Annotated in this window: 21 protein-coding genes; 19 read left to right on the top strand and 2 right to left on the bottom strand. The window is 39.6% G+C overall.

Going from position 1 to position 25,173, the window contains the following annotated elements; all coding sequences use genetic code 11:
• Position 1: 1 nt before the first annotated feature.
• The 15 genes from ACFGVR_RS13430 to ACFGVR_RS13500 all read left to right on the top strand — a co-directional run bounded on the left by ACFGVR_RS13430 (position 2) and on the right by ACFGVR_RS13500 (position 15,333).
• On the top strand, positions 2-1,042 hold the full coding sequence (locus ACFGVR_RS13430) for a hypothetical protein (RefSeq protein WP_448697784.1): 1,041 nt from the start codon (positions 2-4) through the stop codon (positions 1,040-1,042).
• Positions 1,039-2,343 carry a nucleotide sugar dehydrogenase gene (locus ACFGVR_RS13435; RefSeq protein ID WP_448697786.1) on the top strand — a complete coding sequence of 435 codons (1,305 nt, stop codon included), beginning with the start codon at positions 1,039-1,041 and terminating at the stop codon, positions 2,341-2,343. The genes ACFGVR_RS13430 and ACFGVR_RS13435 overlap by 4 nt, the downstream gene beginning before the upstream one ends.
• 109 nt (positions 2,344-2,452) lie before the next feature.
• Positions 2,453-3,424, top strand: coding sequence for an SDR family oxidoreductase (locus tag ACFGVR_RS13440; RefSeq protein WP_448697787.1), 972 nt, complete (start codon positions 2,453-2,455; stop codon positions 3,422-3,424).
• A gap of 37 nt (positions 3,425-3,461) precedes the next feature.
• Complete coding sequence (locus ACFGVR_RS13445) at positions 3,462-4,298, top strand: ABC transporter permease (protein ID WP_448697789.1); 837 nt, start codon at positions 3,462-3,464, stop codon at positions 4,296-4,298.
• 8 nt (positions 4,299-4,306) lie between these two features.
• Positions 4,307-5,569, top strand: coding sequence for an ABC transporter ATP-binding protein (locus ACFGVR_RS13450; protein ID WP_448697791.1), 1,263 nt, complete (start codon positions 4,307-4,309; stop codon positions 5,567-5,569).
• Between the two features lie 12 nt (positions 5,570-5,581).
• A complete protein-coding gene (locus ACFGVR_RS13455) occupies positions 5,582-6,652 on the top strand; it encodes a glycosyltransferase family 10 domain-containing protein (protein WP_448697793.1) in 1,071 nt (356 codons plus the stop codon).
• Positions 6,645-7,751 (top strand): DegT/DnrJ/EryC1/StrS family aminotransferase, encoded by a 1,107-nt coding sequence (locus tag ACFGVR_RS13460; protein ID WP_448697795.1) that lies wholly within the window; start codon positions 6,645-6,647, stop codon positions 7,749-7,751. The genes ACFGVR_RS13455 and ACFGVR_RS13460 overlap by 8 nt, the downstream gene beginning before the upstream one ends.
• Entirely contained in the window at positions 7,745-8,806 is a 1,062-nt protein-coding gene (locus ACFGVR_RS13465) for an acyltransferase family protein (RefSeq protein WP_448697797.1), read from the top strand. The genes ACFGVR_RS13460 and ACFGVR_RS13465 overlap by 7 nt, the downstream gene beginning before the upstream one ends.
• Complete coding sequence (locus tag ACFGVR_RS13470; RefSeq protein WP_448697798.1) at positions 8,803-9,738, top strand: NAD-dependent epimerase/dehydratase family protein; 936 nt, start codon at positions 8,803-8,805, stop codon at positions 9,736-9,738. Before ACFGVR_RS13465 ends, ACFGVR_RS13470 begins: the two co-directional genes overlap by 4 nt.
• Position 9,739: 1 nt before the next feature.
• Complete coding sequence (locus tag ACFGVR_RS13475; RefSeq protein WP_448697799.1) at positions 9,740-10,306, top strand: acyltransferase; 567 nt, start codon at positions 9,740-9,742, stop codon at positions 10,304-10,306.
• Positions 10,307-10,310: 4 nt separating this feature from the next.
• The gene (locus ACFGVR_RS13480; RefSeq protein ID WP_448697801.1) at positions 10,311-11,183 is read left to right on the top strand and encodes a glycosyltransferase; all 873 of its coding nucleotides are present in this window, start codon (positions 10,311-10,313) and stop codon (positions 11,181-11,183) included.
• A gap of 2 nt (positions 11,184-11,185) precedes the next feature.
• A complete protein-coding gene (locus tag ACFGVR_RS13485; protein ID WP_448697802.1) occupies positions 11,186-12,091 on the top strand; it encodes a glycosyltransferase family 2 protein in 906 nt (301 codons plus the stop codon).
• Between the two features lie 19 nt (positions 12,092-12,110).
• Positions 12,111-12,992, top strand: a complete 882-nt coding sequence (locus ACFGVR_RS13490; RefSeq protein ID WP_448697803.1) for a class I SAM-dependent methyltransferase — start codon at positions 12,111-12,113, stop codon at positions 12,990-12,992.
• A gap of 25 nt (positions 12,993-13,017) precedes the next feature.
• Entirely contained in the window at positions 13,018-14,238 is a 1,221-nt protein-coding gene (locus ACFGVR_RS13495) for a hypothetical protein (RefSeq protein ID WP_448697805.1), read from the top strand.
• A 30-nt stretch (positions 14,239-14,268) separates the two neighbouring features.
• A complete protein-coding gene (locus ACFGVR_RS13500) occupies positions 14,269-15,333 on the top strand; it encodes a glycosyltransferase (protein ID WP_448697807.1) in 1,065 nt (354 codons plus the stop codon).
• Here ACFGVR_RS13500 and ACFGVR_RS13505 read toward each other — a convergent pair.
• Entirely contained in the window at positions 15,316-16,668 is a 1,353-nt protein-coding gene (locus ACFGVR_RS13505) for a hypothetical protein (protein ID WP_448697809.1), read from the bottom strand. The two genes, ACFGVR_RS13500 and ACFGVR_RS13505, sit on opposite strands and share 18 nt — an antisense overlap.
• 105 nt (positions 16,669-16,773) lie before the next feature.
• Between ACFGVR_RS13505 and asnB the strand changes: the two genes are divergently transcribed.
• From asnB to ACFGVR_RS13525, 4 genes are read left to right on the top strand one after another with little or no spacing between them, the layout of a single operon-like run.
• Positions 16,774-18,660: an asparagine synthase (glutamine-hydrolyzing) gene (gene asnB / locus ACFGVR_RS13510; protein WP_448697810.1), complete on the top strand. Its 1,887-nt coding sequence runs from the start codon at positions 16,774-16,776 to the stop codon at positions 18,658-18,660.
• A 3-nt stretch (positions 18,661-18,663) separates the two neighbouring features.
• On the top strand, positions 18,664-19,854 hold the full coding sequence (locus ACFGVR_RS13515) for a glycosyltransferase (protein WP_448697812.1): 1,191 nt from the start codon (positions 18,664-18,666) through the stop codon (positions 19,852-19,854).
• Positions 19,855-19,908: 54 nt separating this feature from the next.
• Positions 19,909-20,847: an NAD-dependent epimerase/dehydratase family protein gene (locus ACFGVR_RS13520; RefSeq protein ID WP_448697814.1), complete on the top strand. Its 939-nt coding sequence runs from the start codon at positions 19,909-19,911 to the stop codon at positions 20,845-20,847.
• Positions 20,848-20,857: 10 nt separating this feature from the next.
• The gene (locus tag ACFGVR_RS13525; protein ID WP_448697815.1) at positions 20,858-22,654 is read left to right on the top strand and encodes a hypothetical protein; all 1,797 of its coding nucleotides are present in this window, start codon (positions 20,858-20,860) and stop codon (positions 22,652-22,654) included.
• Positions 22,655-22,697: 43 nt separating this feature from the next.
• Here ACFGVR_RS13525 and ACFGVR_RS13530 read toward each other — a convergent pair whose 3' ends face one another.
• Positions 22,698-25,040 carry a DPP IV N-terminal domain-containing protein gene (locus ACFGVR_RS13530; RefSeq protein ID WP_448697817.1) on the bottom strand — a complete coding sequence of 781 codons (2,343 nt, stop codon included), beginning with the start codon at positions 25,038-25,040 and terminating at the stop codon, positions 22,698-22,700.
• Positions 25,041-25,173 lie beyond the last annotated feature (133 nt).

A 25,173-nucleotide genomic window follows, 5' to 3' on the forward strand; every position in this document is an offset into this window, starting at 1 on the left:
AATGGCAGAAGAGCAAAAAAAAGATATCATTAAGTTTTTGCAGAGCATGGCTGTGCAGGCTTTTTGGCATTTGGTAAACAGGTGGTACCTGTTGCTATTTGCCGTATTGCTGGGAGCAGGATACGGGTATTATAAAATACGTAATGTAAAGCCGATGTACACTGCCAGTTATACGTTTGTTTTATCAACAGACCAGGCCGGGCGTGGTAATGCACTTGCGGGCCTGGCCTCACAACTTGGCTTTGATGGATTAACCAGCAGTCCCGACAATATTTTTTCGGGTGATAATATTATTGAACTTTTTAAATCGCGAAAACTGATAGGCTCGGCATTACTGTCTGAAGTTGATACAGCTACCCATGAAACCTTATTGAATTATATTTTACGCAAACAGTTTGCAAACATGTATAAAAAACTGGGCCCGCTTAATAACAAGCCGGCAACATATGATAAAATGCGTACCAGCTTATACAGAATGGCTATATCGCGTGTGGGTAGCTCGTTTGTAGTGTTTAAAAAAGATAAGAAACTTATTTTTTATGTTATCAGCGCTACCAATACCGATCCGGATGTTGCTTATTATGTGGCAAAAAATGTACTCAATGAAACATCACGATACTTTATCGATACCAGGACCAAAGTTTCGGCAAGTGGTGTGCAATTGCTGCAACACGAAGCTGATAGCCTTGGCGATGTACTGAATCGTACATTTAGCTCAACCGCTGTGATGAACGACCATACGTATAACTTAAATCCATCTCTAACAGTCCAGCGGTCAGGATCAATATTTAACCAGGCTAAAGCTAATGCCTTTGCAGGGGCATATACTGAGGTGATGCGTAACCTTGAAGTAGCCAAAATTACTTTGCAAAAGGAAACACCTTTGTACCGAATTATAGATGAACCCGAATTGCCACTATCGCCAACTGCAACAAATAAACGTAAGTATATAATTTACGCATCGGCCATTGTAGCTGTTTTAATGGGCATTATACTTATTTCGATACGTTTTTATAAAGACATTGTACTATACTTTAAATGACAAATACACCCGATAGCTTTTTAACAGCTAATATTGCTATAATTGGATTAGGATACGTTGGCCTACCCCTGGCTGTCGAATTCGGAAAGAAATATAGTGTTGTAGGATTTGATATTAATATAAACCGTATCAAAGAACTATCCGAAGGTAAAGATCATACTCTTGAAACACACGGAGATGTACTAAAAAAGGTAACACGAGGCAAAGAAGGAGGCACGGGTGTTTATTTTACTGGCAATAAGGAAGCATTGAATGATTGTAATGTATTTATTGTTACCGTACCCACCCCGGTAGATCAATACAATAATCCAGACCTTACGCCTCTTATTAAAGCTACCGAAACAGTTGCAAAAGCACTAAAAAAAGGCGGGGTTGTAATTTACGAATCAACGGTATACCCGGGCTGTACAGAAGAAGCTTGTATACCTATACTTGAAAAGCATACCGGCCTGATCTTTAATACCGATTTCTATTGCGGCTACTCGCCCGAAAGGATAAATCCCGGCGATAAAAACAGAACCTTGCCTAACATTAAAAAGGTAACGTCGGGCTCTACGCCCCAGTCGGCACAATTTATTAATAATTTATATTCATCAATCATACCGGCCGGCACATATCTGGCGCCATCAATAAAAGTGGCCGAAGCGGCTAAAGTTATTGAAAACGCACAGCGCGACATTAACATAGCTTTTGTAAATGAGTTATCTAAGATATTCACTTTGTTGGGTATCGATACCAATCAGGTATTAGAAGCTGCATCAACAAAGTGGAATTTTTTATCGTTCAAACCAGGCCTGGTAGGTGGGCATTGCATCGGCGTTGACCCGTACTATCTGGCCCAAAAGGCAACATCAGTGGGTTATTATCCCGAAATTATTCTATCCGGCAGGCGTATAAACGACAGTATGGGGGCTTATATAGCCGATACTGTTGTAAAGCTGATGATCAAAAAGGAGATCAGTATATGGGGTGCTGATATTTTAGTTTTAGGTATCACCTTTAAAGAAAATTGCCCGGATGTAAGGAATACTAAGGTTGTGGATATTATCCACGAGCTTGAATCGTATAAGGCAAACATAACAGTTTACGATCCGTGGGCAAGTTGCAGCCAGGTACAACACGAATACGGTTTAACCTGTGTGGATAGTCTGCCTGCCGATAAAACCTATAATGCTATAATTCTGGCGGTAAGCCACCAGGCTTTTATCGGGCTTGATTATCAAAGTATGCTTAAACAGCCGGGAGTACTTTATGATGTAAAAGGAGTACTGGATATATCATTAGTTGATGGCCGGCTATAATGAAATTAATTTCACGTTTTTAAACCATTATCAATGTATTTATTATGAAACCAGCGAAATTGATAGCCTTAAAGATTAATATAGTCATAGCAATTACCCCTATACATTAATGTACGAAAAAAAATATCATACGGCAGAGCTAAGCAAATTTAGCTTCCTGATAACGGGCGGAGCAGGCTTTATTGGCTCAAACCTGGTTGAATACCTGCTTAAAAACAATGCAGGCAAAGTGCGTGTACTTGATAATTTAACAGGTGGTTTTTATGATAATATTAAAGATTTTATTGCTAACCCGGCATTTGAATTTATAGAGGGCGATATCAGGAACTACGAAACTTGCAAAAAAGCCGTAGAGGGAATGGACTATGTAAGCCATCAGGCGGCATTGGGTTCGGTGCCGAGATCGATAGCCGACCCGATAACCACAAATGAGGTAAACATAATTGGCTTTTTAAATATACTTTGGGCGGTAAAAGAAGCGGGCAGCGTAAAAAGATTAATTTATGCAGCATCATCGTCCACATATGGCGATAACACCGATAGTATAAAAGTTGAAAGCCAGATAGGTCAGCCACTTTCGCCTTACGCAATAACTAAATATGTTAACGAACTTTATGCCAACGTTTTTGCCAAAACCTATGGCATTGAAACCATCGGTTTACGCTACTTTAACGTGTTTGGACCAAAGCAAAGTCCACAAGGAGCCTATGCGGCCGTAGTGCCATTGTTTATAGATGCTTTAAAAAATGACCGTCCGGCATTTATAAATGGCGACGGGGAGCAAACAAGAGATTTTACTTTTGTTGAAAACGTGGTACAGGCAAACATTAAAGCATTTTTTGTTGACGATGCAAGTGCCATAAATGAGGTTTACAATGTGGCTTGTGGCGAAACAACATCTCTTAACCAATTGCTGAAAAAAATAAATGATATTATAGGCAAAAACATGTTGGGCACATATAGGGCACCCCGGCAGGGTGATATAAAAAACAGCCGGGCCGATATATCAAAAGCTGCCCGGTTATTGAATTATGAACCATTCATTAAAATTGATGAAGGGTTAAAAATAACGATAGGTTAATTAGCATAACTTATAACGATGTTGCAAAAAATAAACAATGCATAATCCCTATAAAATTGTAATTGAACCCGGCCGTACAGAAAAAAATTACTGGAACGACTTGTGGCGTTATCGTGAGTTGTTTTATATACTAAGCTGGCGCGATATTAAAGTTAAATACAAGCAAACTGTTATAGGCGTTTTGTGGAGTGTGTTAAGGCCACTGTTGGCAATGATAATATTTACAGTGGTTTTTAGGTATTTTGCCAAACTAAATGCAGATATAAAAAATGTACCGTACGCCTTATTTGTATTTGCCGGTATGCTGCCATGGCAGTTTTTTGCATCTGCGCTAAGCGAATGCAGTAACAGCCTTATTGCCAATGTTAATTTAATAACCAAAGTATATTTCCCGCGCCTGATAGTTCCGGCCAGTGCGGTAATAGCAAGCTTTGTTGATTTTTTGATCAGCCTTGTACTGCTTTTTGTACTTTTTATATATTTTAGCTTTGTACCACCCTGGCAAATTGTAATATTGCCGCTGTTTCTTTTACTTTCATTTTTAACTTCGTTTGGTATTGGCCTGTATTTAACGGCCCTGAATGTTAAATACAGGGATTTTAGATACATTATACCATTTATTGTACAGTTTGGTATGTATGTTTCGCCCGTAGCGTACAGCAGTAGCATTGTGCCGGCCAAATGGCGCATTCTATTTGATCTAAACCCCATGGTAGGTGTTATTGATGGCTTCAGGTGGTGCATATTAGGCGGTGATTTAAATACCGATAAACAACTCAGTATCAGCATATCTATTATTATCAGCTTTTTAATGTTAATTTTTGCTGTTAGATATTTTAGGAAAACAGAAAAAACATTTGCTGATATTATTTAACCCAATATATGAGTGAACGCATAATTAGTGTTGAAAACCTGGGTAAATGCTACCAGATAAGCCATGAACGCGAGCGTGGTTATACCGCTTTACGCGATGTGATTGCCAATAAGTTTAAAAATATAGCTTCTAAAAACAGATCAGCCAATACCACTGAAGATTTTTGGGCACTAAAGGATGTTTCATTTGACATTAACACCGGCGATGCGGTAGGTGTTATTGGCCGTAATGGGGCAGGTAAAAGTACATTACTTAAGTTGCTAAGCCGGATAACCGAACCAAGTACCGGCCGCATTACATTAAACGGCAGGGTTGCAAGCTTATTAGAAGTTGGCACAGGTTTCCATCCTGAGTTAACGGGGCGCGAAAACATTTATCTGAATGGCTCTATATTGGGTATGAAACACAAAGAGATCAAACAGAAGTTTGACGAAATAGTTGACTTTAGCGGTGTTGAACAATTTTTAGATACTCCGGTAAAACGGTACAGCAGTGGTATGTATGTAAAGTTGGCCTTTGCTGTGGCTGCCCACCTGGAACCCGAAATATTGGTTGTTGACGAAGTTCTGGCTGTGGGCGATGCTGAGTTTCAGAAAAAATGCCTTGGCAAGATGAATGACGTTACACATAGCGGCCGAACCGTTTTGTTTGTTAGTCATAATATACAGGCCATTACAGCTTTATGTACTAAAGGTATATTTTTGAGCAAGGGCCTAACCGAAGGCCTTCGCCCGATAGATGAATGTGTAAACGCCTATTTGAATAATATAGTTAATAACGACGGCGTGGAGGTTTTTGATGCTATAAACGATATAGCCTTTATAAAGCAAGGCAGATTAATAGATAATCAATCCCAAATAAAAACCTCATTTTTTATTTACGAAGATATTAATGTAGAGATACATTGGAGCAATGTTCAGGGGATACCTATTCACCCCAATATCGAACTGCATAATGTGTTAGGCCACACTTTGTTTTGGAGTATCGATGCCAATATTGATTGGGACGGTAAGAAAAAATCGGTGCAGGGTGAATATGTGAGCAGGGTAACAATACCCGCCTATCTTTTAAAAGAGGGGAGTTATTTTCTTTATCTTGCATTATACACCCCTCATCCCGAAGCGATGATAGATTTAAAGATCAATGTATTAAATTTTGTAGTAGTTGACCCGCGTAACGAATTGTCGCTGGCCCGCGGATCATATGCAGGCACCTTCGAAAAATTCACTTTCGCGCCGGTACTGGAGTGGAATAATGAAAAGGTAAAGTAGGGCAGGATGGGCATGTCTAAAAAAATTTCATTTATTGTAAGGAATGATCCCGAATTATTAAACGATAAGATATTTAGTTCGGCAGAGCTTTACGGGATGAAGAGCGATAATTACTGCTTTATTGCTATAAAAGATCGTTTGAACCAGTTGGGGCATGAGATACATACCCAGGATATACTGCCCCCACAGGATGCTGATATTATTTTGTGTCTTGACCAGGTGGGGTTGTTTAAAAGCATAAATGTACTAAACAAACCATCGTACCTGATTATCAGCGAGCCTGCCGTTTATTGCCCTGATAACTGGCTGGTAGAAAATCACGTTTATTTTGAAAAAATATTTACCTATAACCGCGATCTGATAACCTCCGACAAGTATGTGCGCTATACACTGGCGTTTGACTTTGATCCCGCAAAAGTATTTAGCGAAATAAGTTTGGAAAGATTTCATAACCGAAAGCTGCTTTGCCTTATTGCCGGGTCAATACAAGTTACCCGGTCTGAACCAAAGATCAAATCATTGTTGTATGAGCGATATCTGGCTGCTGATTATTTTTCAAAATATCATTGTACAGAGTTTGATGTATATGGCAGAAACCTGATTGATAAAAAATTTGAATGCTTTAAAGGTGCCCGCTATTTAAAAATGCTGAAACTTAACCCTTTGGTTAAACTGATTGCTCAATATAAAGCGCGCAATATTAAAAAGAGTTTTAAAGGTGCTGTGCCGGCCCTTGGAAAATTAGAGTATCAAAATCAGTATAATTTTTCATTATGTTATGATAATTCCGAAATCAACGGTTTTGTATCAGAGCGTATTATTGATTGCTTCTTGTCAAAATCGCTGCCTGTTTATTTAGGCCCGGCAGATATTACTGATTATGTGCCGGATGATTGTTTTATAGACAGGCGTAAATTTAAAAACAATAGGCAACTTTATAGTTATATCAAAAACATGCCTTTTGAAGAATACTCTGCTTATTTAAAAGCCATAAATAATTTTCTTAACAGCAGCAGGATTGATATTTTTAAAACCGACCATTACGCCAATACAATTACCTTAAATATGAACTTAGATGAATAAAGAGATTGGTATAGTTAACACCTACATAGCGCCTGATGCTTCCGCGTGGGTTAATAAAGTTCTTGATTCGACATTTATCAGTGAAGGGAAATTAGTAAAAGAGTTTGAAAATAAGCTGGCAGACTATCTGGGCATTATCAACCCGGTGGCCTTAAACTCGGGCACCTCGGCTTTGCACCTGGCTTTAGATGTAGCCGGAGTTGGCGAAGGCGATGAGGTTATTTTACCGGCACAAACTTTTGTAGCAACAGGGTTGGTTATTTTACAGCAAAAAGCGGTACCGGTATTTGCTGATATAGATTATGACACCGGTAATATATCCGTAGCTGATATCAAAGCTAAAATTACTGCTAAAACTAAAGCTATTATGCCGGTTCATTGGGCTGGTTATCCGTGCGACATGGATGCAATTATGCAGTTAGCGCGCCAACATGGCCTTATCGTAATAGAAGACGCAGCACATGCTTTAGGTGCGTTATACAACAATAAACCCATAGGCAGTATAGGCGATTACACCTGTTTTTCGTTCCAGGCCATTAAACATGTAACCACCGGCGATGGTGGGGCGCTGAGCACCATTCATCAGGATAAATACCATAGCGCTTACCGCAAACGATGGTTTGGTATTGACAGGGCAGGAGCTGCAACAACCGAACTTGGTGAACGTAGTTATAGCATAGAACAGATAGGTTATAAATATCATTTAAACGATTATGGTGCTGCATTGGGACTGGCTAATCTTGTTGGCTTTAAAGAACGTTTAAACCACCGCAAACAACTGGCCTCAATTTACACCAGCAATTTAGATAAAGTAGCAGGGGTTACATTGCTTGAAACTGCTCAAAATAAAGAAAGCGCGCACTGGCTTTACGGAATACATGTTGACAACCGGTTAGGTTTTATCAGGAAGTTAAAAGAAAAAGGAATTACAGCTTCGGTAATTCACCAACGGATTGACAGGAATGAAATATTTGGATCATTAAAAGATCTGCCTGTTCAAAAACGGTTTGACGAAACACAGATACATATACCAATACATGATGCCGTAAGCTTAGAAGACGCAGAATATATTGTAGAAACAATTAAAAGTGGATGGTGAAAAAAGACCAGTATTTTTATTCGTTAGATAGTCTTAGGGGTATCTCTGCTATTGCCATTCTATTGTTTCACTTTAATTTGTTGTTTTTTAAAGCGTTATGGATAGGCGTGCCTGTTTTTTTTGCATTATCGGGCTTTTTAATCACCCGTATATTGGTAACAAACAAAATAGGCCAAAATTATTTTAAGCCGTTTTATTACAAACGTGCACTACGCATATTCCCTATTTACTATATCCTGTTTTTTGTTAGTTTACTATGGGGGTGCCTTATTCATGTCAGTGCTTCGCAGTGGTGGATATACCTGTTTTATCTTCAAAACTTTAGTATCTCGTTAAATATGCGGCCAATATTTGGAAACGGGTTAATGCAGCATACCTGGTCGTTATCAGTCGAAGAACTTTTTTATCTGATCTGGCCACTTTTCATCAGACTGGCAAACACAGCCCGTGTTTTATTTACCGCTATAGTTCTATATTTTGTAATTATTGCTGGCAAAATAGTGCTCATCAGTTTATATCCTACAGCATCGTCAGAAAACATGTTGCTGCTATCTTTTTTTGGAAATTTAGACAGTTTGATGGGGGGGGTTATCATCGGTATATTAAGCATTGAGCATGAAGCCGCCATGATAACTGCCGCTAAAAAGTATTTCGGCTATGCATTAGCCATATTGGGTACGGTTATTATTTTAAATTATTTCAGCACTGGGGCCAATACTATGATTCTGGAAGTTGTTTTAGGCTGTGCTGTTAGTTTGTTTTCGCCGTTATGTATTATATATTTTGCTTATATTCCACTAAGTAAAGTAGTCCGGCAGATTTTTGACAATCAGTTTTTAAGATTTACCGGCAAGATTAGCTACGGTATTTATCTTTATCATTATGCAGTTTATTTGCTTGCCGATGCCTTGGTCTATCATTTTAAATTAACTTTAAACATTTATTTTATAGTATTAATAAAATTAGCCGTAACATTTGCCATTGCCATAATTTCATGGAATTTAATTGAAAGTAAATTGCTCAAGTTAAAAAACCGCTTTAATTACAACGTATGACAAAAATTCTTCTTTTAGGCGCAACCGGCTTTGCGGGAAGCAATGTTGCACGTATATTAACCAAGGCCGGAATTGAATATACCGGATCGTCAAAAACAAACGGGACCGACCTAAGAGATATTGCACAGGTTGAGGCGCTGCTAAGTAACGTAAAACCAACTATCATTATCAATTGCGCTGCACATGTTGGCAGTTTAAATTATGTAACAGAAAAAGCCGCCAATGTTATGCTGGATAATTCGCGCATGATATTGAATATGTACCAGGCTATTGCTCAAATTTGCCCACGTGCTGTAATAGTTAACCCTATAGCAAATTGTGCTTATCCGGCAAAAGCCGATACTTTTATTGAAGATAACTGGTGGGATGGGCATTTGCATCGGTCGGTATTATCATACGGTTCAACACGCAGGCTGATGTGGTCGGTTGGCGAAAGCTTTTCAATGCAGTATGGTTTACGGAGTATTTACTTGCTGGTACCTAATATGTATGGCCCGTTTGACTCTACCGATCCGAATAAGGCGCATGCGCTTAATGCCCTGATCTCGAAGTTTGTTAAGGCCGATCGATCGGGTCAGCAGGAAATTGAAATTTGGGGATCAGGTGTAGCTATCAGGGAATGGTTATATGCCGAAGATTTTGCCTCTATCGTACTATCGATAATTAAACAGCCTAATACCATTGGCTTAGCTGAGCCTGTAAACCTGGCTCAAAATTTTGGTTTGAGTGTAAGGGAACTGGTTTATATCATCAATAGTCATTTTGAAAATAAATTTTCGATAAAATGGAACCATAATATGCCCGATGGGGCTCCCAAAAAAGTTATGGATGATACCCGTTTTAAAAAGGTATTTAGAGACTTTTACTTTACACCGTTTGATGAAGGTGTAAAAAACACCATTAATTACTATCAATCTATCTATCCGTACTGATATGGGGGCCGAACTGAACTCTGAGCAATATGATCACAGCCTTTTAAAAAGTTGCGGTGAGGATGTTTTTATAAGCGCCAAAGTTGAGATTAGGCGGCCTGGAATGGTAACTGTTGGCAGCCATGTAGCCATAGACAGCGGGGTTTATATTACTACCCAAGCCGAAATAGGTGATTATGTGCATCTGTCGCCATATATAACCGTTATTGGTGGCGCTAATAGTAAATTGATTGTGGAAGATTTTGTTACAATAGCAGCAGGGAGCCGAATCATAGCCGGAAGCGATAAGTTTTTAGGCGATGGATTTACCAGTGTTACCGCTCCGGAAGAATACCGCGATACGGTGACCTTTTCGACCATAACAATTAAACGCTTTGCCGGTATTGGCACTAACGCAGTTATTATGCCGGGTGTTACCATTGCCGAAGGATCGGTAATAGGTGCCTGCTCATTAGTTACAAAAGATACAGAGCCATGGACCATCTATACAGGCATCCCTGCACGGCCCGTAAAATTTCGCAATAAAGAAAAAATGATAAAATACGCAAAAGAACTTGGGTATCTCTAACAGCATGAATAAATCAATAGCACTATCGTACGTATTTACCACCTATAATAAGTTAAGCTACCTGCAGGTAACTTTACCCGTGTTGATAGCCGCCAGGAAAGATGATGAGGAAATTGTTGTAATTGATGGCGGAAGTAAAGACGGTACAAAAGAATACCTGGCCGCTTTATATCAGGAACAAAAAATACAGCAGTACATTTCAGAACCGGATAAGGGCGAATCGCACGGCATTAATAAAGGCATGTTGCTGGCTAATGGCAGTTTAATTAAGATATTAACGGATGATGACGCGTATCATTTCGGGGCTATTGGCAAGTGTAAGGAATTTATGCTTCAACATCCTGAAATTGATGTGTTGGGTTTTGATGGTTATGGTTATGGGATATCCAACGAGGTGCCTTGTTTTGAAAAACGTGATAGCGTGTCAAAATACCGCGAATGGAAGGAGAAAGGCACACCATTTATATTCTGCGGATTGAGTTTACTGATCAGGAAAAGCGCTATACCGTTGATAGGTTTATTTAGCACTAATGTTAAAATTATAGATTTTGAATACACTATCCGCATAACTGCCGGTAAAGGTAAACTTGCCTGGTACAGCGGTGGGTATTATGTAAACATAGCTAACGAGGATAGTAACTCAATACGTTTTTGGAAACTGTGTAACATTGAAACAGAACGAGCTAATTATATGTACCAGGGTATATTGCCGCTGGTGCAGTTTAAGCATATTGATGCGGTTAAAGAATTGGTACGGCCATTAAAAAGATTGATTACGCGGCCGGTAAAAGTGGCTAATACCCTTGCTTATGATACCGCCTTTAAAAATGCACTTGATAAACTGCATAACGGAGTATACGGAGAATTTTATTATTAGCCATGCAAACAGAAGTACCTTTTTTTAGCGTAATTATACCAACCTACAACCGGGGGCATTTAATTGAGGGAGTTATTAACTCTGCACTGGAGCAGCTTTATCAAAATTTTGAAGTTATTGTTGTTGATGATGGCAGTACTGATAATACCGAACAGGTTATAAAAGGAAAATATCAGCATTTGCCACAGATAAGGTATATTAAACAAAGAAATGCAGAGCGCGGCGCGGCAAGAAACACAGGTTTAAAAAATGCAAAAGGAAAATACGTCAACTATTTCGATTCGGATGATGTAATGTATAATAACCACCTGAGCGAGGCTTATAAATTTATCCAGGAAAATAACTATCCCGAAATATTTCTGTTAAACTATGTAATACAGGATGAAAACACCAATAGAACGGTAACGGGGGTGAAAACCAATGAAAAAGCGATAAATCGATTTTTAATTAAAGGTAACTTGTTGAGCTGCAATGGGGTGGTTATCAGAAATGATATCGCCTTAAACAATATGTTTAATGAAGACAGGGCGCTATCAGCAATGGAAGACTGGGAGTTATGGCTACGCATGGCATGTAAATACCCCATATTATTTGCTGATACGGTTACATCAGTTATTGTAAATCATGATGACAGGAGCGTTGTATCGGCCAATGCCAACGCGTTAGAAAAGAGAGCCGATAAACTTATCAAATGTGTACTTGATAACGAGGAGATAGTAAACTATTATAAAGCCGATATGAACAAATTTATTTCAAGCTGTTATACTTATGTTGCGCTACACATTGCATTAACACATAAAAACAGGTTTAAAGCGATGATATATACCGTAAAAGGCATAGCTAAAAATCCGTTATTTGTATTTGAACGCAGGTTTTTAGCTATAATAAAGCATTTGATAATTAACTAATTGAAAATAATACCGCACTATGGCCACATCAGCTCAATTTTTTAAAAAGTGCTTAATAAGTGGCGCAGAAGATCTATACAACTTACCGGGCTACGAAAAGTATTTTTTGGTAAAAAGCAAGTCATCCGGTTTTGTATTTTGTTCTAAAATAGCTTCACCGCAGGAACTTACCGATCATTACCAAGGTTATGACAGGGAACATTATTTATCATCAATCACCATTAAACGGTTTAATGAACTGTTAGATACATTTGAGCCTTATAAAAAAACGAACAGGATATTAGATGTAGGCTGCGGCTCGGGTTTTTTAATGGAACAGGCAAAAAAAAGAGGTTGGGAAGTTTACGGAACCGAGTATACCCCGGATGCCATAGAAATATGCGAAAGCAAGGGCATCAACATGAAGCAAGGTAAACTTGACCCCACATGGTTTGAGCCCGAAAGTTTTGATGTAATTACATCTATAGAGGTTTTGGAGCATATTAATAACCCGGTGGAAGAAGTTACCAATATCAATTACTTTTTACGGAAAGGTGGCCTTTTGTATTTTACTACTCCTAATTTTAATGCCGTTGAACGGTTTTTATTAAAAGCAGAGTACGATGTGATCCAATATCCTGAGCATTTATGTTATTATACACCTGCAACCATTAATTACCTTTTAAAAAATAACAATTTCAAGAAAAAGAAACTGTTAACTACAGGCTTTAGCTTTACCAGAATGAAAACCAGCACCGGACAATCAACTGAAAAAGTCATTTCTGAATCATCGTCAGATGAAGTGATCAGAGGTAAAATAGAAAAAAATATTTTTTTGCGTGCGGGCAAACTGGTTATCAATAACCTACTTAGTTTTTTTGGAGTAGGTAACTCTATAAAAGGGTGGTATATAAAAGCATAACTTATAGTCGCTTAAAAAGTATTACATGCGCCCCATACTCGTGCTTACTTATTGGAGTTTTAACGATGGCTTAATACAATCGGCCGTATTACCGTATGCCCGGATGATAGCCCGTATCTCGCGGTCGAAAGTTTATATTATGTGCCTTGAAAAGGCCAATATTGCTGTATCAAAGCAACAGCAACAGCAGATAAATTATGGGTTTAGAAAAGAAAATATAGAAATAATCTTTTTTACTTATCATCCTTTTGGTGTTAAACAGGCCCTATTGTGGGTGAGGTATCTGTGTAAGTTGCTGTATCTTATTATAAAACAACGGGTTAAATATATCCATGCCATTTGTACACCGGCAGGAGCAATAGGTTACCTGCTTGCAATTTTAACAGGCAGAAAATTAATTATTGATAGCTATGAGCCACATGCCGAGGCGATGGTAGAAAACGGCGGTTGGAGTAAAACCTCAGTTGCGTTTAAAATTTTGTTCTACCTGGAAAAAAAGCAGACTAAAAAAGCCGTGTTTTTGATCGCTGCCGCATCAAAAATGGAGAACTATGCACAACATGCTTATAAGGTTGATAATATTGCCCCAAAAATGTTTTTAAGACCGATGTGCGTAGATAGACAATTATTTGATCTATCTGAAAAACATCCGCAACTTACCCAACAATTAAACTTTAGCGGGAAGGTAATTTGCGTGTATGCGGGAAAAATAGGGGGCATTTACCTGGATGATGAAGTATTTGATTTTTTTAAACAGTGCCATATCTATTGGGGCGATAAGTTTAACATCCTGATGCTTGGTAATACTCCGGTTACAACTATTGAGCAGCAGCTAAACCGGGTACAATTGCCGCACACCATATTAACGCAGTTATTTGTGCCGCACAATGAGGTGCCCAAATATCTTTCGATAGCAAGCTTTGCCTTTACGCCTGTAAAGCCGGTACCTACTAAGCGCTATTGTAATCCTATTAAAGATGGTGAGTACTGGGCTATGGGGCTTCCGGTTGTTATTACGGCCAACATATCCGATGATTCTGACATAATTGAGGCTAATAATGCAGGGGCTGTTTTGAAAGAACTAACAACTATTGAATACATACAGGCTGTAAAAAAGATAGATGTTTTATTGCAAGGTGACAATGACGAATTGAAAGGACGTATAAAGGCATTAGCTGATAAATACCGTACTTTTGACATTGCGGAAACTGTTTATAAAAAAATTTACAGCAAGGCCGATATTTGATATCGCGCCAATGTTTTTAAAATTTAATTCTTGAAAAAAACTATTCTTTTTATCGTTCCATACCCGCAAAATACGGCGCCAAGCCAGCGGCTAAAATTTGAGCAATATTACGCCGGTTTTGAACAACATGGTTACCAGGTAACAACTGCCTCTTTTATTAATGAGCGTTTTTGGGAGATTGTTTATAAAAAGGGTTTTTATTTAAAAAAAGCGATTTTTACAATAGGGAGTTATTTGCGTCGTTATCAATTGCTAAGTACAGCAGGTAATTATGATGTGGTGTATGTTCACCTTTGGGGAACACCTTTTGGATTACCCATTTATGAATGGCTGCTGCGCAGATGTTCGAAAAAACTAATCTATGATATTGATGATCTTATTTACCAGGGGAGTTCGAGCCCGGTTAATAAGCTTGTAAAATACATCAAATCGAGCTCTAAGGTTGATTTTTTAATGAAACGTGCTGATCACGTATTGGTAAGCACTGATAAGCTTTTAGATTATACAAGCCAATTTACATCAAACGTAAGTTTGGTGCCGGCTACAATTGATGTTAAAAAGTATAATTTAACCAAAAATGGTGCTCCGGATAAAGTTGTTATTGGCTGGAGCGGCAGCCATACCACCAGTAAGTATTTGCATTTATTAGATGATGTACTGAAAAAACTATCGGCACGCCCTGATGTAAGAATAATGGTGATGGGGGATAAAACGTTTGCTATTAATAACCTTGACATTGAATTAGTAAACTGGACTGCCGAAAACGAAATACAAAATTTGAATCAGTTTGATATTGGTTTACATCCTGTGCCTGATGAGGAATGGGTATATGGTAAAAGCGGAGGGAAACTGGTACAGTATATGGCTACAGGCATCCCCATCGTTGCTTCGGCTATCGGGCCTAATTTTAAAGCTATAGAAGATGGCTATAACGGTTTTTTGGTAAGTTCAGATGATGAATGGTTAAATAAACTACTACTGTTGATAACCGATCACTCCCTGCGAAAGCAAATGGGGGCAAATGCAAAAACCTTTGCAGTTGAGCGTTACTCGGTTGAGGCTAACATAGACAAATATTTAGCTATTTTCAATTGAAGCAGCCTCAATAGTTTTATTTTCTTTCCTGTCGAAGATCATCACCGCCAAAAACACCATAAAAAATGGCACACAAGGTATTTTATATCGCGATAAAGTGCCAAAATTATAGCTTGATACCCCAACAAGAAAAGCAAAGATCAAAGTAAAGATCAGGCACATAATTAAGGTAGGGTCGTGATAAATTTTCTTAATAGATTCTAAAAACTTCCTTTTTAAGATGAGGTATAATGTTAAAAATAGCACAAATGCCGACTCAAGCGCACTAAGAAGCTGTATAGGGCTGTGCGCTTCCCATAAATAAGGCCTGAAAAGCGCAACATTGATTGCCGGTACAGTCATTTTTAAAATGCCTTGTACAGAAGGATCGAAATCACCAAGATCATATGCTGATCCTTCAGAAGCAAGCGATACCATAAGCAGGTAATCCTTTTGTTTTTTAACCGTTTCCAAAACCTTATCCACACTAAAATCTGATAAATAGGTTAGTGCCTTGGCAGAGGCCTTATAGGTTATAAACGAAAATAAGATCACAATAAAATAAAAAATTATCTTTTTTTCGGGATGCTCAGCTACTACTTTTTTGTAGTTTAAAATAGCTTTTAAAATTAACGCGGGTAGTAAAACCAGTATATAAGCTTTGATAAGGAAAAGTAAGATAATGGATATTACCGAAAGTATTACAGCTGATATTTTAAAAACCCGTTGTTCAAACAGCACATGCATCGAATAAACCAAACAGCCAATCGCAAACATGCAAAAGCTATCTTTAAACAATCCCGATCCCCATACTACAGGGCCGGGCATAAACAAAACAGCAATGGCTATATATTTAGTTATATTTTTGTACTGAGTTGCAAACGTTATAAACATCAGCCACATGCCTATAAATGATATTGAAGCTATAATGGTGTTGATAACCAGGTATTTAGTAAAGCAAAATAAACCAATAAAGGCACCAAGACATGATGTTGTATAAGCCGGTACATCATCATACCAAAACATTTCGCTCATGGTAGTTGCGTCATAATAGATGTTTTCGTTTGCGGAATGCGTTATTAACCTAAACCAGGTACCGGGTGATTGTGTTAAGGTATCGTTAATTAAGCTTGTATGGTAGTAATAATTAAAGGTATCGCCGTCGCCGTAATAATAGAAGTATAGTAACCCGATAAATAACGCACCTGCAATTTTTGCCGTTAAACCCGGTATAAAATATGCCCGCCAGGGGTGATTTACCGGATAGTATTTATCGCGATAATAGTAGGCCGTTTTGTATATGATCAGTAAATAAAATGGCAGTAAAATATAATCGGTAACTGTTATTTTAGCCATAAAGTATCACCATGTATTTGAATGCTTATCAACAGCTGTAAAATAACAAAATTTAATTCACTATAATTATACTCTCAATTAAGCTTAACTAAAATATATAACACAGTGTGTGGAATTAACGGACTTTTGTATAGAAAAGTCACCCCTGATATTATCCCGAAATTGCAATTGATGAATACCCTCATTGTTCATCGCGGTCCTGATGACGATGGTGTGTATTGCGATGAAAGAGTGGCTATGGGTATGCGCAGATTGTCGGTTATCGACCTTTCGAACGGTAACCAGCCTATGCAAAATAGATCAGGAAACATTGTTATTGTATTTAACGGCGAAATTTACAACTATCAGGATCTGAAAAATGAATTGCTGCAACAAGGTGTTTTATTTGAGACAGAATCAGATACCGAAGTTATTCTGAAACTTTACGAAGCATACGGGGAAGCCATGCTGAGTAAGCTGAACGGAATGTTTGCCTTTTCAATTCACGACAAGAGGAATAATCAATTATTTATAGCGCGCGACAGGTTTGGTGAAAAGCCGCTTTACTACCATCATACCGAGCAGGAGTTTATATGGGCGTCGGAATTAAAAAGTATAATAGCTGTACATCCGGAGTTAAAGGTCATATCGCGTAAAGCGCTAACCCTTTATCTTTCGCTAACCTATATCCCTGCACCGCACACCATTTATCAGGATGTTTTTAAGCTTTTACCGGGCCATTATATAAAGATAGACACGACAACGCTGCAAAAAAAAATACACGAGTATTGGGACCTTAACCCGGCCACAAAAGCAGATAGCGGTATAAGCTATGGTGACGCTCAAAAACAAATACGCGGCCTGCTTTTTGAATCGGTTGAAAAAAGAATGATAGCCGATGTACCCTTAGGCGTTTTTTTAAGCGGCGGAGTTGATTCGACCATTATTGCTGCTATAATGGCCAAAACAACCGATCAAAAAGTGAAAACATTTTCGGTTGGGTATGAAAACAAACGTTACGACGAATCAGCCAGGGCCAGGCAGGTAGCCAATCATATCGGGGCCGAGCATCATGAGTACATACTTGATTATAACGACCTGTTTGACGTGGTAGATAATATTGTGCTTAACTATGACGAACCGTACGCCGATTCGTCGTGTTTGCCTACTTATTTTATCTCATCAAAAACGGTACAGCAGGTAACCGTGGCCCTTACCGGGGATGGCGGCGACGAAGTATTTGGTGGTTACAATAAATATATGTTACCGCATTATCGTAAAAAAGTGGGGAAATATGTACCGGGTTTTTTAAGGCCGGTGCTGAAGAGTGGTTTGGCCAGTAATATTTTAGGCCGCGGCGACTCGAAATCAGTACTTTCTAAAGTAAAAAAAGTAGCCGACCTGCTAAATGAAGATACTGTTGCCGGACATTTTAACCTGATGGCATTAGGCTTCAGGCAGCATGAGTTGGATAAGTTGCTACGATCTGTAACTGATCGATATACCGACCTGCTTACACCGTATATTACTAAAATTGCCCCCGCTGGTGATGAACTGAAACAGTTACGGTATATTGATAAACAAATATCATTGGAGGGGGATATGCTGGTAAAGGTTGACAGGGCAAGTATGCTTTGCTCATTGGAATGCCGGTCGCCATTTTTAGATCACCGGATAATGGAATATACCTACCATTTGCCTGACGAGTATTTGATTAAAAACGGTGATAAAAAACGAATATTAAAGGATACTTTTGCCGATATGCTGCCGGATGGTTTTTTTAATGCGCCTAAATCGGGTTTTGAAATACCGGTTGGCGATTGGTTAAGAGGTCCGTTAAAAGCTGATATGCTTGAAACCTTGTCGGATACGATTTTACAACAAACAGGGCTTTTTAATATCGGATACATCAAAAAACTAATAGCCGATCATCTTACTGCCAGGGCTAATAATGCCAGGCAGCTATGGACACTTTACTGTTTCCAAAAGTGGTACAATAAAAATATTAACTAAACTATGCCCAAAATTTTACGTGTACTTAACCGGCTTAATGTTGGCGGGCCCACTTATAATGTTGCTTATTTATCAAGATATCTGCCCGAGGAGTACGAAACAAAAGTGCTGGCAGGACATAAAGAACCTGATGAAGGAAGCTCGGAATATATGTTGAAAGATCTGGGTGTATCCTATGAATATGTTCCAGGGATGTATCGCAGCATTAGTTTGTTCAAAGATTTTAAAGCATACAGGTTTATTAAAAGCATTGTTAAGCAGTACAAACCCGATCTGGTGCACACACACGCTGCCAAGGCAGGGGTATTAGGCAGGTTAGCCGCTTATTATAGCAGTAAAAGGCCCAAAGCTATCATACATACCTATCATGGCAATGTTTTCGATGGTTATTTTTCTCCGCTCAAAACCAAGTTTTTTTTAGCAATTGAACGCTATTTGTGCAGCCTTAGCACGGCCATAGTAGCTATCAGCGAAGCGCAAAAAAGTGATCTGGTAAACAAATATCGTATAGTTGAAGCCGAAAAGGTACACGTGATACGTTTGGGTTTTGATTTGAGCCGGTTTACCGAAGATGCAACTGAAAAACGAAATGGCTTTAGAAGTTTTTACAATTTGGCTGATGATGAAATAGCCATTAGTATTACTGGCAGGCTGGCGCCAATTAAAAACCATTCGTTACTAATAAAAGCCATAAGCATAATTAAGCAGGAAAACCCCGAACTCAAATTTAAACTGTTTGTAGTAGGCGATGGTGAGCTAATGGAGCCTATCATAACAGAAACGAAACAGGCAGGCTTAACTTTTTGCAGGTATGGCGAGCATAATTATGAGGCTGACATTGTTTTTACATCATGGCGCAAAGATATAGACATTATTAATGCCGGCTCGGACATTATTGCCTTAACATCGCTTAATGAAGGTACGCCGGTAAGTATAATTGAGGGTATGGCATCGCAAAAGGTGGTGATCTGTACTAATGTTGGCGGTGTTAAAGATGTTGTTGCCGATGGTGTAAGCGGTTTTTTGTGTGATCTTGATGCCAAAATGTACGCGGAAAAATTAAAAGAACTGATTGTTAATAAGGATATTAGAGAGTTAATGGCGCTTAACGGGAGAGAATTTGCTTTGAAAAATTACTCATATGAACGTCTGTTATCAGAAACTGAAGAATTATATAGATATTTATTGGAATAAATATTAACTTAACGTCCCCGTAAAACACCTAATTTCGACATAGATTTAACTCAAATGATAAAGATTTTAATTACCGGAGGTGCTGGAAATGTTGGTGGCGCACTTGCCTGCCATTTGGTACAAAACAAACAGTATCACGTTGTTGTAGCCGATAACCTGATCACCGGCACAATGAAGAACCTACCGCAAGGATACAGCAATTTTACTTTTATTAAGTGTGATGTAAATAATTATAATGATCTGTCGGCAATTATGCTGGCTTTTAAGTTTGAGTACGTTTTTCATTATGCGGCGTTGGTTGGTGTAAAACGCACATTAAATAACCCAATATCGGTACTGCAGGATATCGAAGGTATCAAGCATATTCTCAGTCTATCAAAAAATACCGGTGTAAAAAGGATATTCTATTCATCATCATCAGAGGTATATGGCGAGCCGGTTGAGTTTCCACAAAATGAACACACCACACCGCTAAATTCGAGGTTGCCTTATGCGATAGTAAAAAATGTTGGCGAAGCATTTTTTAAATCATTCCATAAAGAATACGGGATAGACTTTACCATATTCAGATTTTTTAATACCTACGGCCCAAAGCAAAGTACCGATTTTGTGGTATCGAAATTTATCAGCGCCGCTTTAAAAAACCAGGATATCACCATTTATGGTAATGGGCTGCAAACACGTACCTTTTGCTATATAGATGATAATATTGAAGCAACAACCCGGATATTTGAAGAGGAGCTTTATTTAAATGAGGTGGTTAATATCGGGAACGCAGACGAAGTTAGCGTGTTGCAGCTTGCTCAAACGGTAATTAAGCTTACCGAATCTTCCTCGCATATTTTGCATCTCGACCCATTAGAAGAAGGCGATATGACGCGTCGCCAGCCCGATAATTCAAAAATGCTTAAAATATTGAACCGCAACCTGTTAACCATTGAAGAAGGTATAAACAAGATACTCGAGCTTAAATACACCTTATTGAACAAATAATACACATTAAATGTCTTCATTTTTATTTAAGACGATCTTAACCGGTGTTATTTCGCTGATATCCTGTTTGGCGTTCATGCCATTGGTTATTAAGCTGGCTAATCATAAAGGATGGGTTGTTTATCCGCGTAATGACCGGTGGCATACCAAGCCTACAGCGTTAATGGGGGGGATAGGTATTTTTATCTCGTTCAGTATTGCTGTTTTATTGACCGGGACCATTTCGAACTTTGTTACCTGGACAGTTTATGCTGCCGCTTTGATTATGTTTGTTATCGGTTTAATTGATGACATTAAAGAAGTTAAGCCGGTTATTAAATTGCTGGCGCAAATTGCCTGCTCGTTTTTACTCATCTATCACGGCTATACTTTTGGTGGCGACTTGCTAAGCTGGGCTGGTATTCCGTTAACCTTTATCTGGGTTATCGGTATAACCAATGCCATTAATCTGCTGGACAATATGGATGGCCTTGCCGGCGGCATTTCGGCTATTATCGCAATTATATGTGGCATTTTAGGTATTCTAAACAACTCATATACCCTTGCGGGCATGGCCTTTGCCATTGCCGGGGCCACCATCGGTTTTTTATTTTACAATTTTAAGCCGGCACGCATATTTATGGGCGACTCGGGCAGTTTGTTCCTGGGGTTTTCGTTATCGTTTTTAAGTATAGGAGTTCAAAGTAAATTAGGGTCGTCATCGGCGGTACTGGTACTTTTGGTACCTATCAGTTTAATGGCTATACCTATAATGGATACTACGTTGGTTACCACTAAACGTTTGTTAGCCGGACGACGAATAGACCAGGGTGGGAGAGATCATACGTCTCACCGTTTGGTTGCATTGGGGTTAACCGAAAAAAAGGCTGTATTAACATTATACCTCATCAGCGGGATATGGGGAGGCTTGTGTTTGCTGATGTATAAGTTCCAAATCAACAATCTGTTTTTATGTATCTTACTTTTAGCTATTTTTTCGGTGGCGTTTTCGGTATTGCTATCCAAAGTAAAGGTATATAATGAGTCGGAAGAAAAGCTGTCGTATCTCAAATTACGTGGACAAAAAACTGATAATAAGTTTACCCTGCGCTTTTTCCTGTTACATAAAAAGCTCATTATAGGCTTATTTACTGATATTTTAATTATCTACAGTTCGTTTTTGATCGCAACTAAAGCTATCCATGTTAACCTGGTTAACGACTATATTGTATTGGCAACGTTTATCTGCGTTAAAATATCATTGCTATACGTGAGCAACCTTTATTATCGCATTTGGCGCTATATGGAAGTGTTAGAAGTTGCGGGCTATTTTATATTCATCAGTATAGCCACATTAATATTGGTAGGCATCCTGTTTATTAAGGGTAAAACAGGCGTGTATACACCCTACTTCTTCATGTTCGACTTTCTGCTCACATTTACAGGGATAGTATTTTCGAGATTGTTTTACCGCTGGCTTAGCGAGGCGATCAGCAGGAGCCGGAACTCTAAGAAAAAAGTAATGATCTACGGCGCCGGCGATAGCGGGTATTTACTGATCAAAGAGATATTACAAAATCATCGTCATGAAATGAGGCCCGTGGGCTGGATAGACGACGATGAGTCAAAACACAATATGTATTTGTACGGTTACAAAATATATGGCGGAAAAGAGCAGCTGGCCACTATCTGTAACAAAATCAAGCCCGATCTGGTTTTGATATCAACAGACGCCATTGACCAGGAGCGGGAAGATCTGATAACAGAGATGCTGGCTATTCAGAATATCGGAACGGGAAGGTTTAGCTTATCCATACACTATAATTAAAAAGGGCACTCATATTATTGAGGGCCCTTTTTAATACCCGCCATTATTGGCCAAAAGCTCTGGGTGGTTTTATTTGATAATCGTAAGGTGGTTCGGCACCAAGCAAATTCTTTACAAAGTAATCCCAACGGCGGCGCATCATGTATGATGAGTAAGGGCCGTAACCATGCGCGCTGTTAGGAAAAATAACCAGATCGAAACTTTTACCGGCTTTTTCAAGCGCTTCAACTACCAGCAAAGTGTTTTGCGGCGGAACATTGTTATCCATTAACCCATGGGCCAGCATCAGCTTTCCTTTCAGGTTTTTAGCCAGGTTTTGATTTGCCTGGGCATCGTAATCAGAGTTGGCCGTTAAGCCGTTATAACGCTCGCCCCAGTTATCCTCGTAATTGCGGTTATCGTGGTTGCCCGATTCGGATATACCTACTTTAAAGAAATCGGGATAGCGGAACATGGCGCCTGCCGTAGCAAAGCCGCCACCTGAGTGACCCCAGATACCTACACGATTAATGTCAATGTAAGGGTAACGTTCGGCTAACTGTTTAATGCCGGTTACCTGGTCGCCCAGGGTGTTATCGGCCATGTTGCCATAACTCATATCGTGGAAGCTTTTTGAGCGCAGCGGGTTGCTGGTGCCCTCAATAGCAACTACGATAAAACCTAATTCGGCAAGGGCCTGGTTATCGCGGGTTACCGCCGAGAACGACCATGCCGTAGGGCTGGTGCCGATACTGCCGCCCTGCGGGCCGGGATAGATATAATCGATAATTGGATATTTTTTTGACGGGTCTAATTTGGTAGGAGTCCACATCATACCATAGATGTCTGTTTTACCGTCGTGCGCTTTAACCGAGAATGGGGTAACAGGTTTCCAGCCGCTGGCCAGTAGTTTTGATATATCTGTTTTATCCAGTTCTATTACCTGTTTGCCCTGCAGGTTACGCAATACAGTTACCGGCGGCACATCGGGTTTTGAATAAGTATCGGTAATATAATTGCCTGCCGGCGAAATTGTAGCGATATGGTTACCGGCTCCCGGCGTCAATACGGTAAAACCTTTCCCATCAAAACCAATTTTACATAGCTGGCTAAAATAAGGGTTTTCGGCCTGTAAGCCACCAGCCGTAAAGTATATCACCCGGTTCTTCTCGTCAACCTTCTCAACTCCGGTTACCACAAAATCGCCTTTAGTAACCTGGTTTTTTAACTGCCCGGTTGTGGAATCATACAGGTATAAGTGCCCCCAGTTGTCGCGTTCAGAAAACCAAAGTATCTCGTTCGATCTGCTCAGATAGCGCCAGTTGATGCTGTTCCAGCCCGATTCAAATTGGGTTTTTACAGTTTCCTGGAAAAGCTCGTGTACGGCACCTGTCGCTGCATCGGCCACACGCACCTTTTCTTCTTTATGGTCGCGGTTGGTTGAGGCAAAAACCAGTTTGGTAGCGTCGTCGCTCCAGTAAACATCGGCCCACCCGGCTCCGCCTTTAATATCGTCGCTCAGGGTAGAGCGATGCGGATCGGGTGCAACCTGTACATTGATCACTTTAGGGTTATCTACATCAATAATAACCCGGCGCAGCATGGCTACCTCTTTGTCGCCGGGTAAGGGGTTTTTCCATTGGGTTAACACTGGCGCACCCACCTTGGTGCTTACCAGGTACATGTCGCTTACATTACGCTCATCCTGCTGAAAGGTGGCTATCTTTTTAGAATCGGGCGACCATACCAATATCGCCCTGTCGCTCCCTGCCCAGCCGGCATTATCGGTAGCGTACCCGTTATTTTTAACACCATCGGTTGTTAGCTGGGTTGTTGCATTAGTTTTAACATCGCGTACCCAAAGGTTATAATCTTTTATAAAAGCGGCTTTTTTGCCATCGGGCGATAATACGTCGTTGCTTCCTCTGCCGCCGCCGGCACCGCGGCGGCCTCTAAAGCCGGCAGTTATGGCGGTAACCATGTGCGACGTATCCGGACTTACCTGGCTGCTTTTGGTATCAAATTTATATTGCTTGCCATCAACCTGGAAGATAACACCTTTATAGTCGGGCGAAAAACTAATCGTTTGAAAAGGCAGATCAGAAGCCTGGTAGGTTTTGCCTGTAGCCGATGATAAGGCGGTCGCCAATTTTTGATGGTCGAAAGCTATGCTTGTAGTGCCTTTGGCAGGATTGAACAACATAAACTGATTGCCGGTGGTGCGGTACCAGAAATGATCGTCGGGAAGCCAGTTAGGCGTAATGCCATTGTGCTGGATGAGTGCCGGATTAGTGCTCAAAAAACTTTCGGCATGTTCATAGTCTTTGGCTGTTATAACCATGCCTTGTTGTGCATGGGCAGCAACCGAGATTCCGAAAGTTGCTAACGCGAGGAAATATTTATTCATTTAAGTGTGAATAAGTTGTTATTGGGTCAGTTAATTAAAGCACCAAGATAGAAAAAAATAGCATTACCATATTTTGTTGTTGTGTAACGAATTAATGATATTCAACATGCGCGCGTGTTTGGTTATTATCGTA

The sequence above is a fragment of the Mucilaginibacter aureus genome (assembly GCF_053514885.1).

What these genes read in the sequence shown, in the direction of transcription:
- ACFGVR_RS13430 (WP_448697784.1), top strand. Translation starts at nt 2, where the DNA reads ATGGCAGAAGAGCAAAAAAAAGATATCATTAAGTTTTTGCAGAGCATG.
- ACFGVR_RS13435 (WP_448697786.1), top strand. Translation starts at nt 1,039, where the DNA reads ATGACAAATACACCCGATAGCTTTTTAACAGCTAATATTGCTATAATT.
- ACFGVR_RS13440 (WP_448697787.1), top strand. Translation starts at nt 2,453, where the DNA reads ATGTACGAAAAAAAATATCATACGGCAGAGCTAAGCAAATTTAGCTTC.
- ACFGVR_RS13445 (WP_448697789.1), top strand. Translation starts at nt 3,462, where the DNA reads ATGCATAATCCCTATAAAATTGTAATTGAACCCGGCCGTACAGAAAAA.
- ACFGVR_RS13450 (WP_448697791.1), top strand. Translation starts at nt 4,307, where the DNA reads ATGAGTGAACGCATAATTAGTGTTGAAAACCTGGGTAAATGCTACCAG.
- ACFGVR_RS13455 (WP_448697793.1), top strand. Translation starts at nt 5,582, where the DNA reads ATGTCTAAAAAAATTTCATTTATTGTAAGGAATGATCCCGAATTATTA.
- ACFGVR_RS13460 (WP_448697795.1), top strand. Translation starts at nt 6,645, where the DNA reads ATGAATAAAGAGATTGGTATAGTTAACACCTACATAGCGCCTGATGCT.
- ACFGVR_RS13465 (WP_448697797.1), top strand. Translation starts at nt 7,745, where the DNA reads ATGGTGAAAAAAGACCAGTATTTTTATTCGTTAGATAGTCTTAGGGGT.
- ACFGVR_RS13470 (WP_448697798.1), top strand. Translation starts at nt 8,803, where the DNA reads ATGACAAAAATTCTTCTTTTAGGCGCAACCGGCTTTGCGGGAAGCAAT.
- ACFGVR_RS13475 (WP_448697799.1), top strand. Translation starts at nt 9,740, where the DNA reads ATGGGGGCCGAACTGAACTCTGAGCAATATGATCACAGCCTTTTAAAA.
- ACFGVR_RS13480 (WP_448697801.1), top strand. Translation starts at nt 10,311, where the DNA reads ATGAATAAATCAATAGCACTATCGTACGTATTTACCACCTATAATAAG.
- ACFGVR_RS13485 (WP_448697802.1), top strand. Translation starts at nt 11,186, where the DNA reads ATGCAAACAGAAGTACCTTTTTTTAGCGTAATTATACCAACCTACAAC.
- ACFGVR_RS13490 (WP_448697803.1), top strand. Translation starts at nt 12,111, where the DNA reads ATGGCCACATCAGCTCAATTTTTTAAAAAGTGCTTAATAAGTGGCGCA.
- ACFGVR_RS13495 (WP_448697805.1), top strand. Translation starts at nt 13,018, where the DNA reads ATGCGCCCCATACTCGTGCTTACTTATTGGAGTTTTAACGATGGCTTA.
- ACFGVR_RS13505 (WP_448697809.1), bottom strand. Translation starts at nt 16,668, where the DNA reads ATGGCTAAAATAACAGTTACCGATTATATTTTACTGCCATTTTATTTA.
- ACFGVR_RS13515 (WP_448697812.1), top strand. Translation starts at nt 18,664, where the DNA reads ATGCCCAAAATTTTACGTGTACTTAACCGGCTTAATGTTGGCGGGCCC.
- ACFGVR_RS13520 (WP_448697814.1), top strand. Translation starts at nt 19,909, where the DNA reads ATGATAAAGATTTTAATTACCGGAGGTGCTGGAAATGTTGGTGGCGCA.
- ACFGVR_RS13525 (WP_448697815.1), top strand. Translation starts at nt 20,858, where the DNA reads ATGTCTTCATTTTTATTTAAGACGATCTTAACCGGTGTTATTTCGCTG.
- ACFGVR_RS13530 (WP_448697817.1), bottom strand. Translation starts at nt 25,040, where the DNA reads ATGAATAAATATTTCCTCGCGTTAGCAACTTTCGGAATCTCGGTTGCT.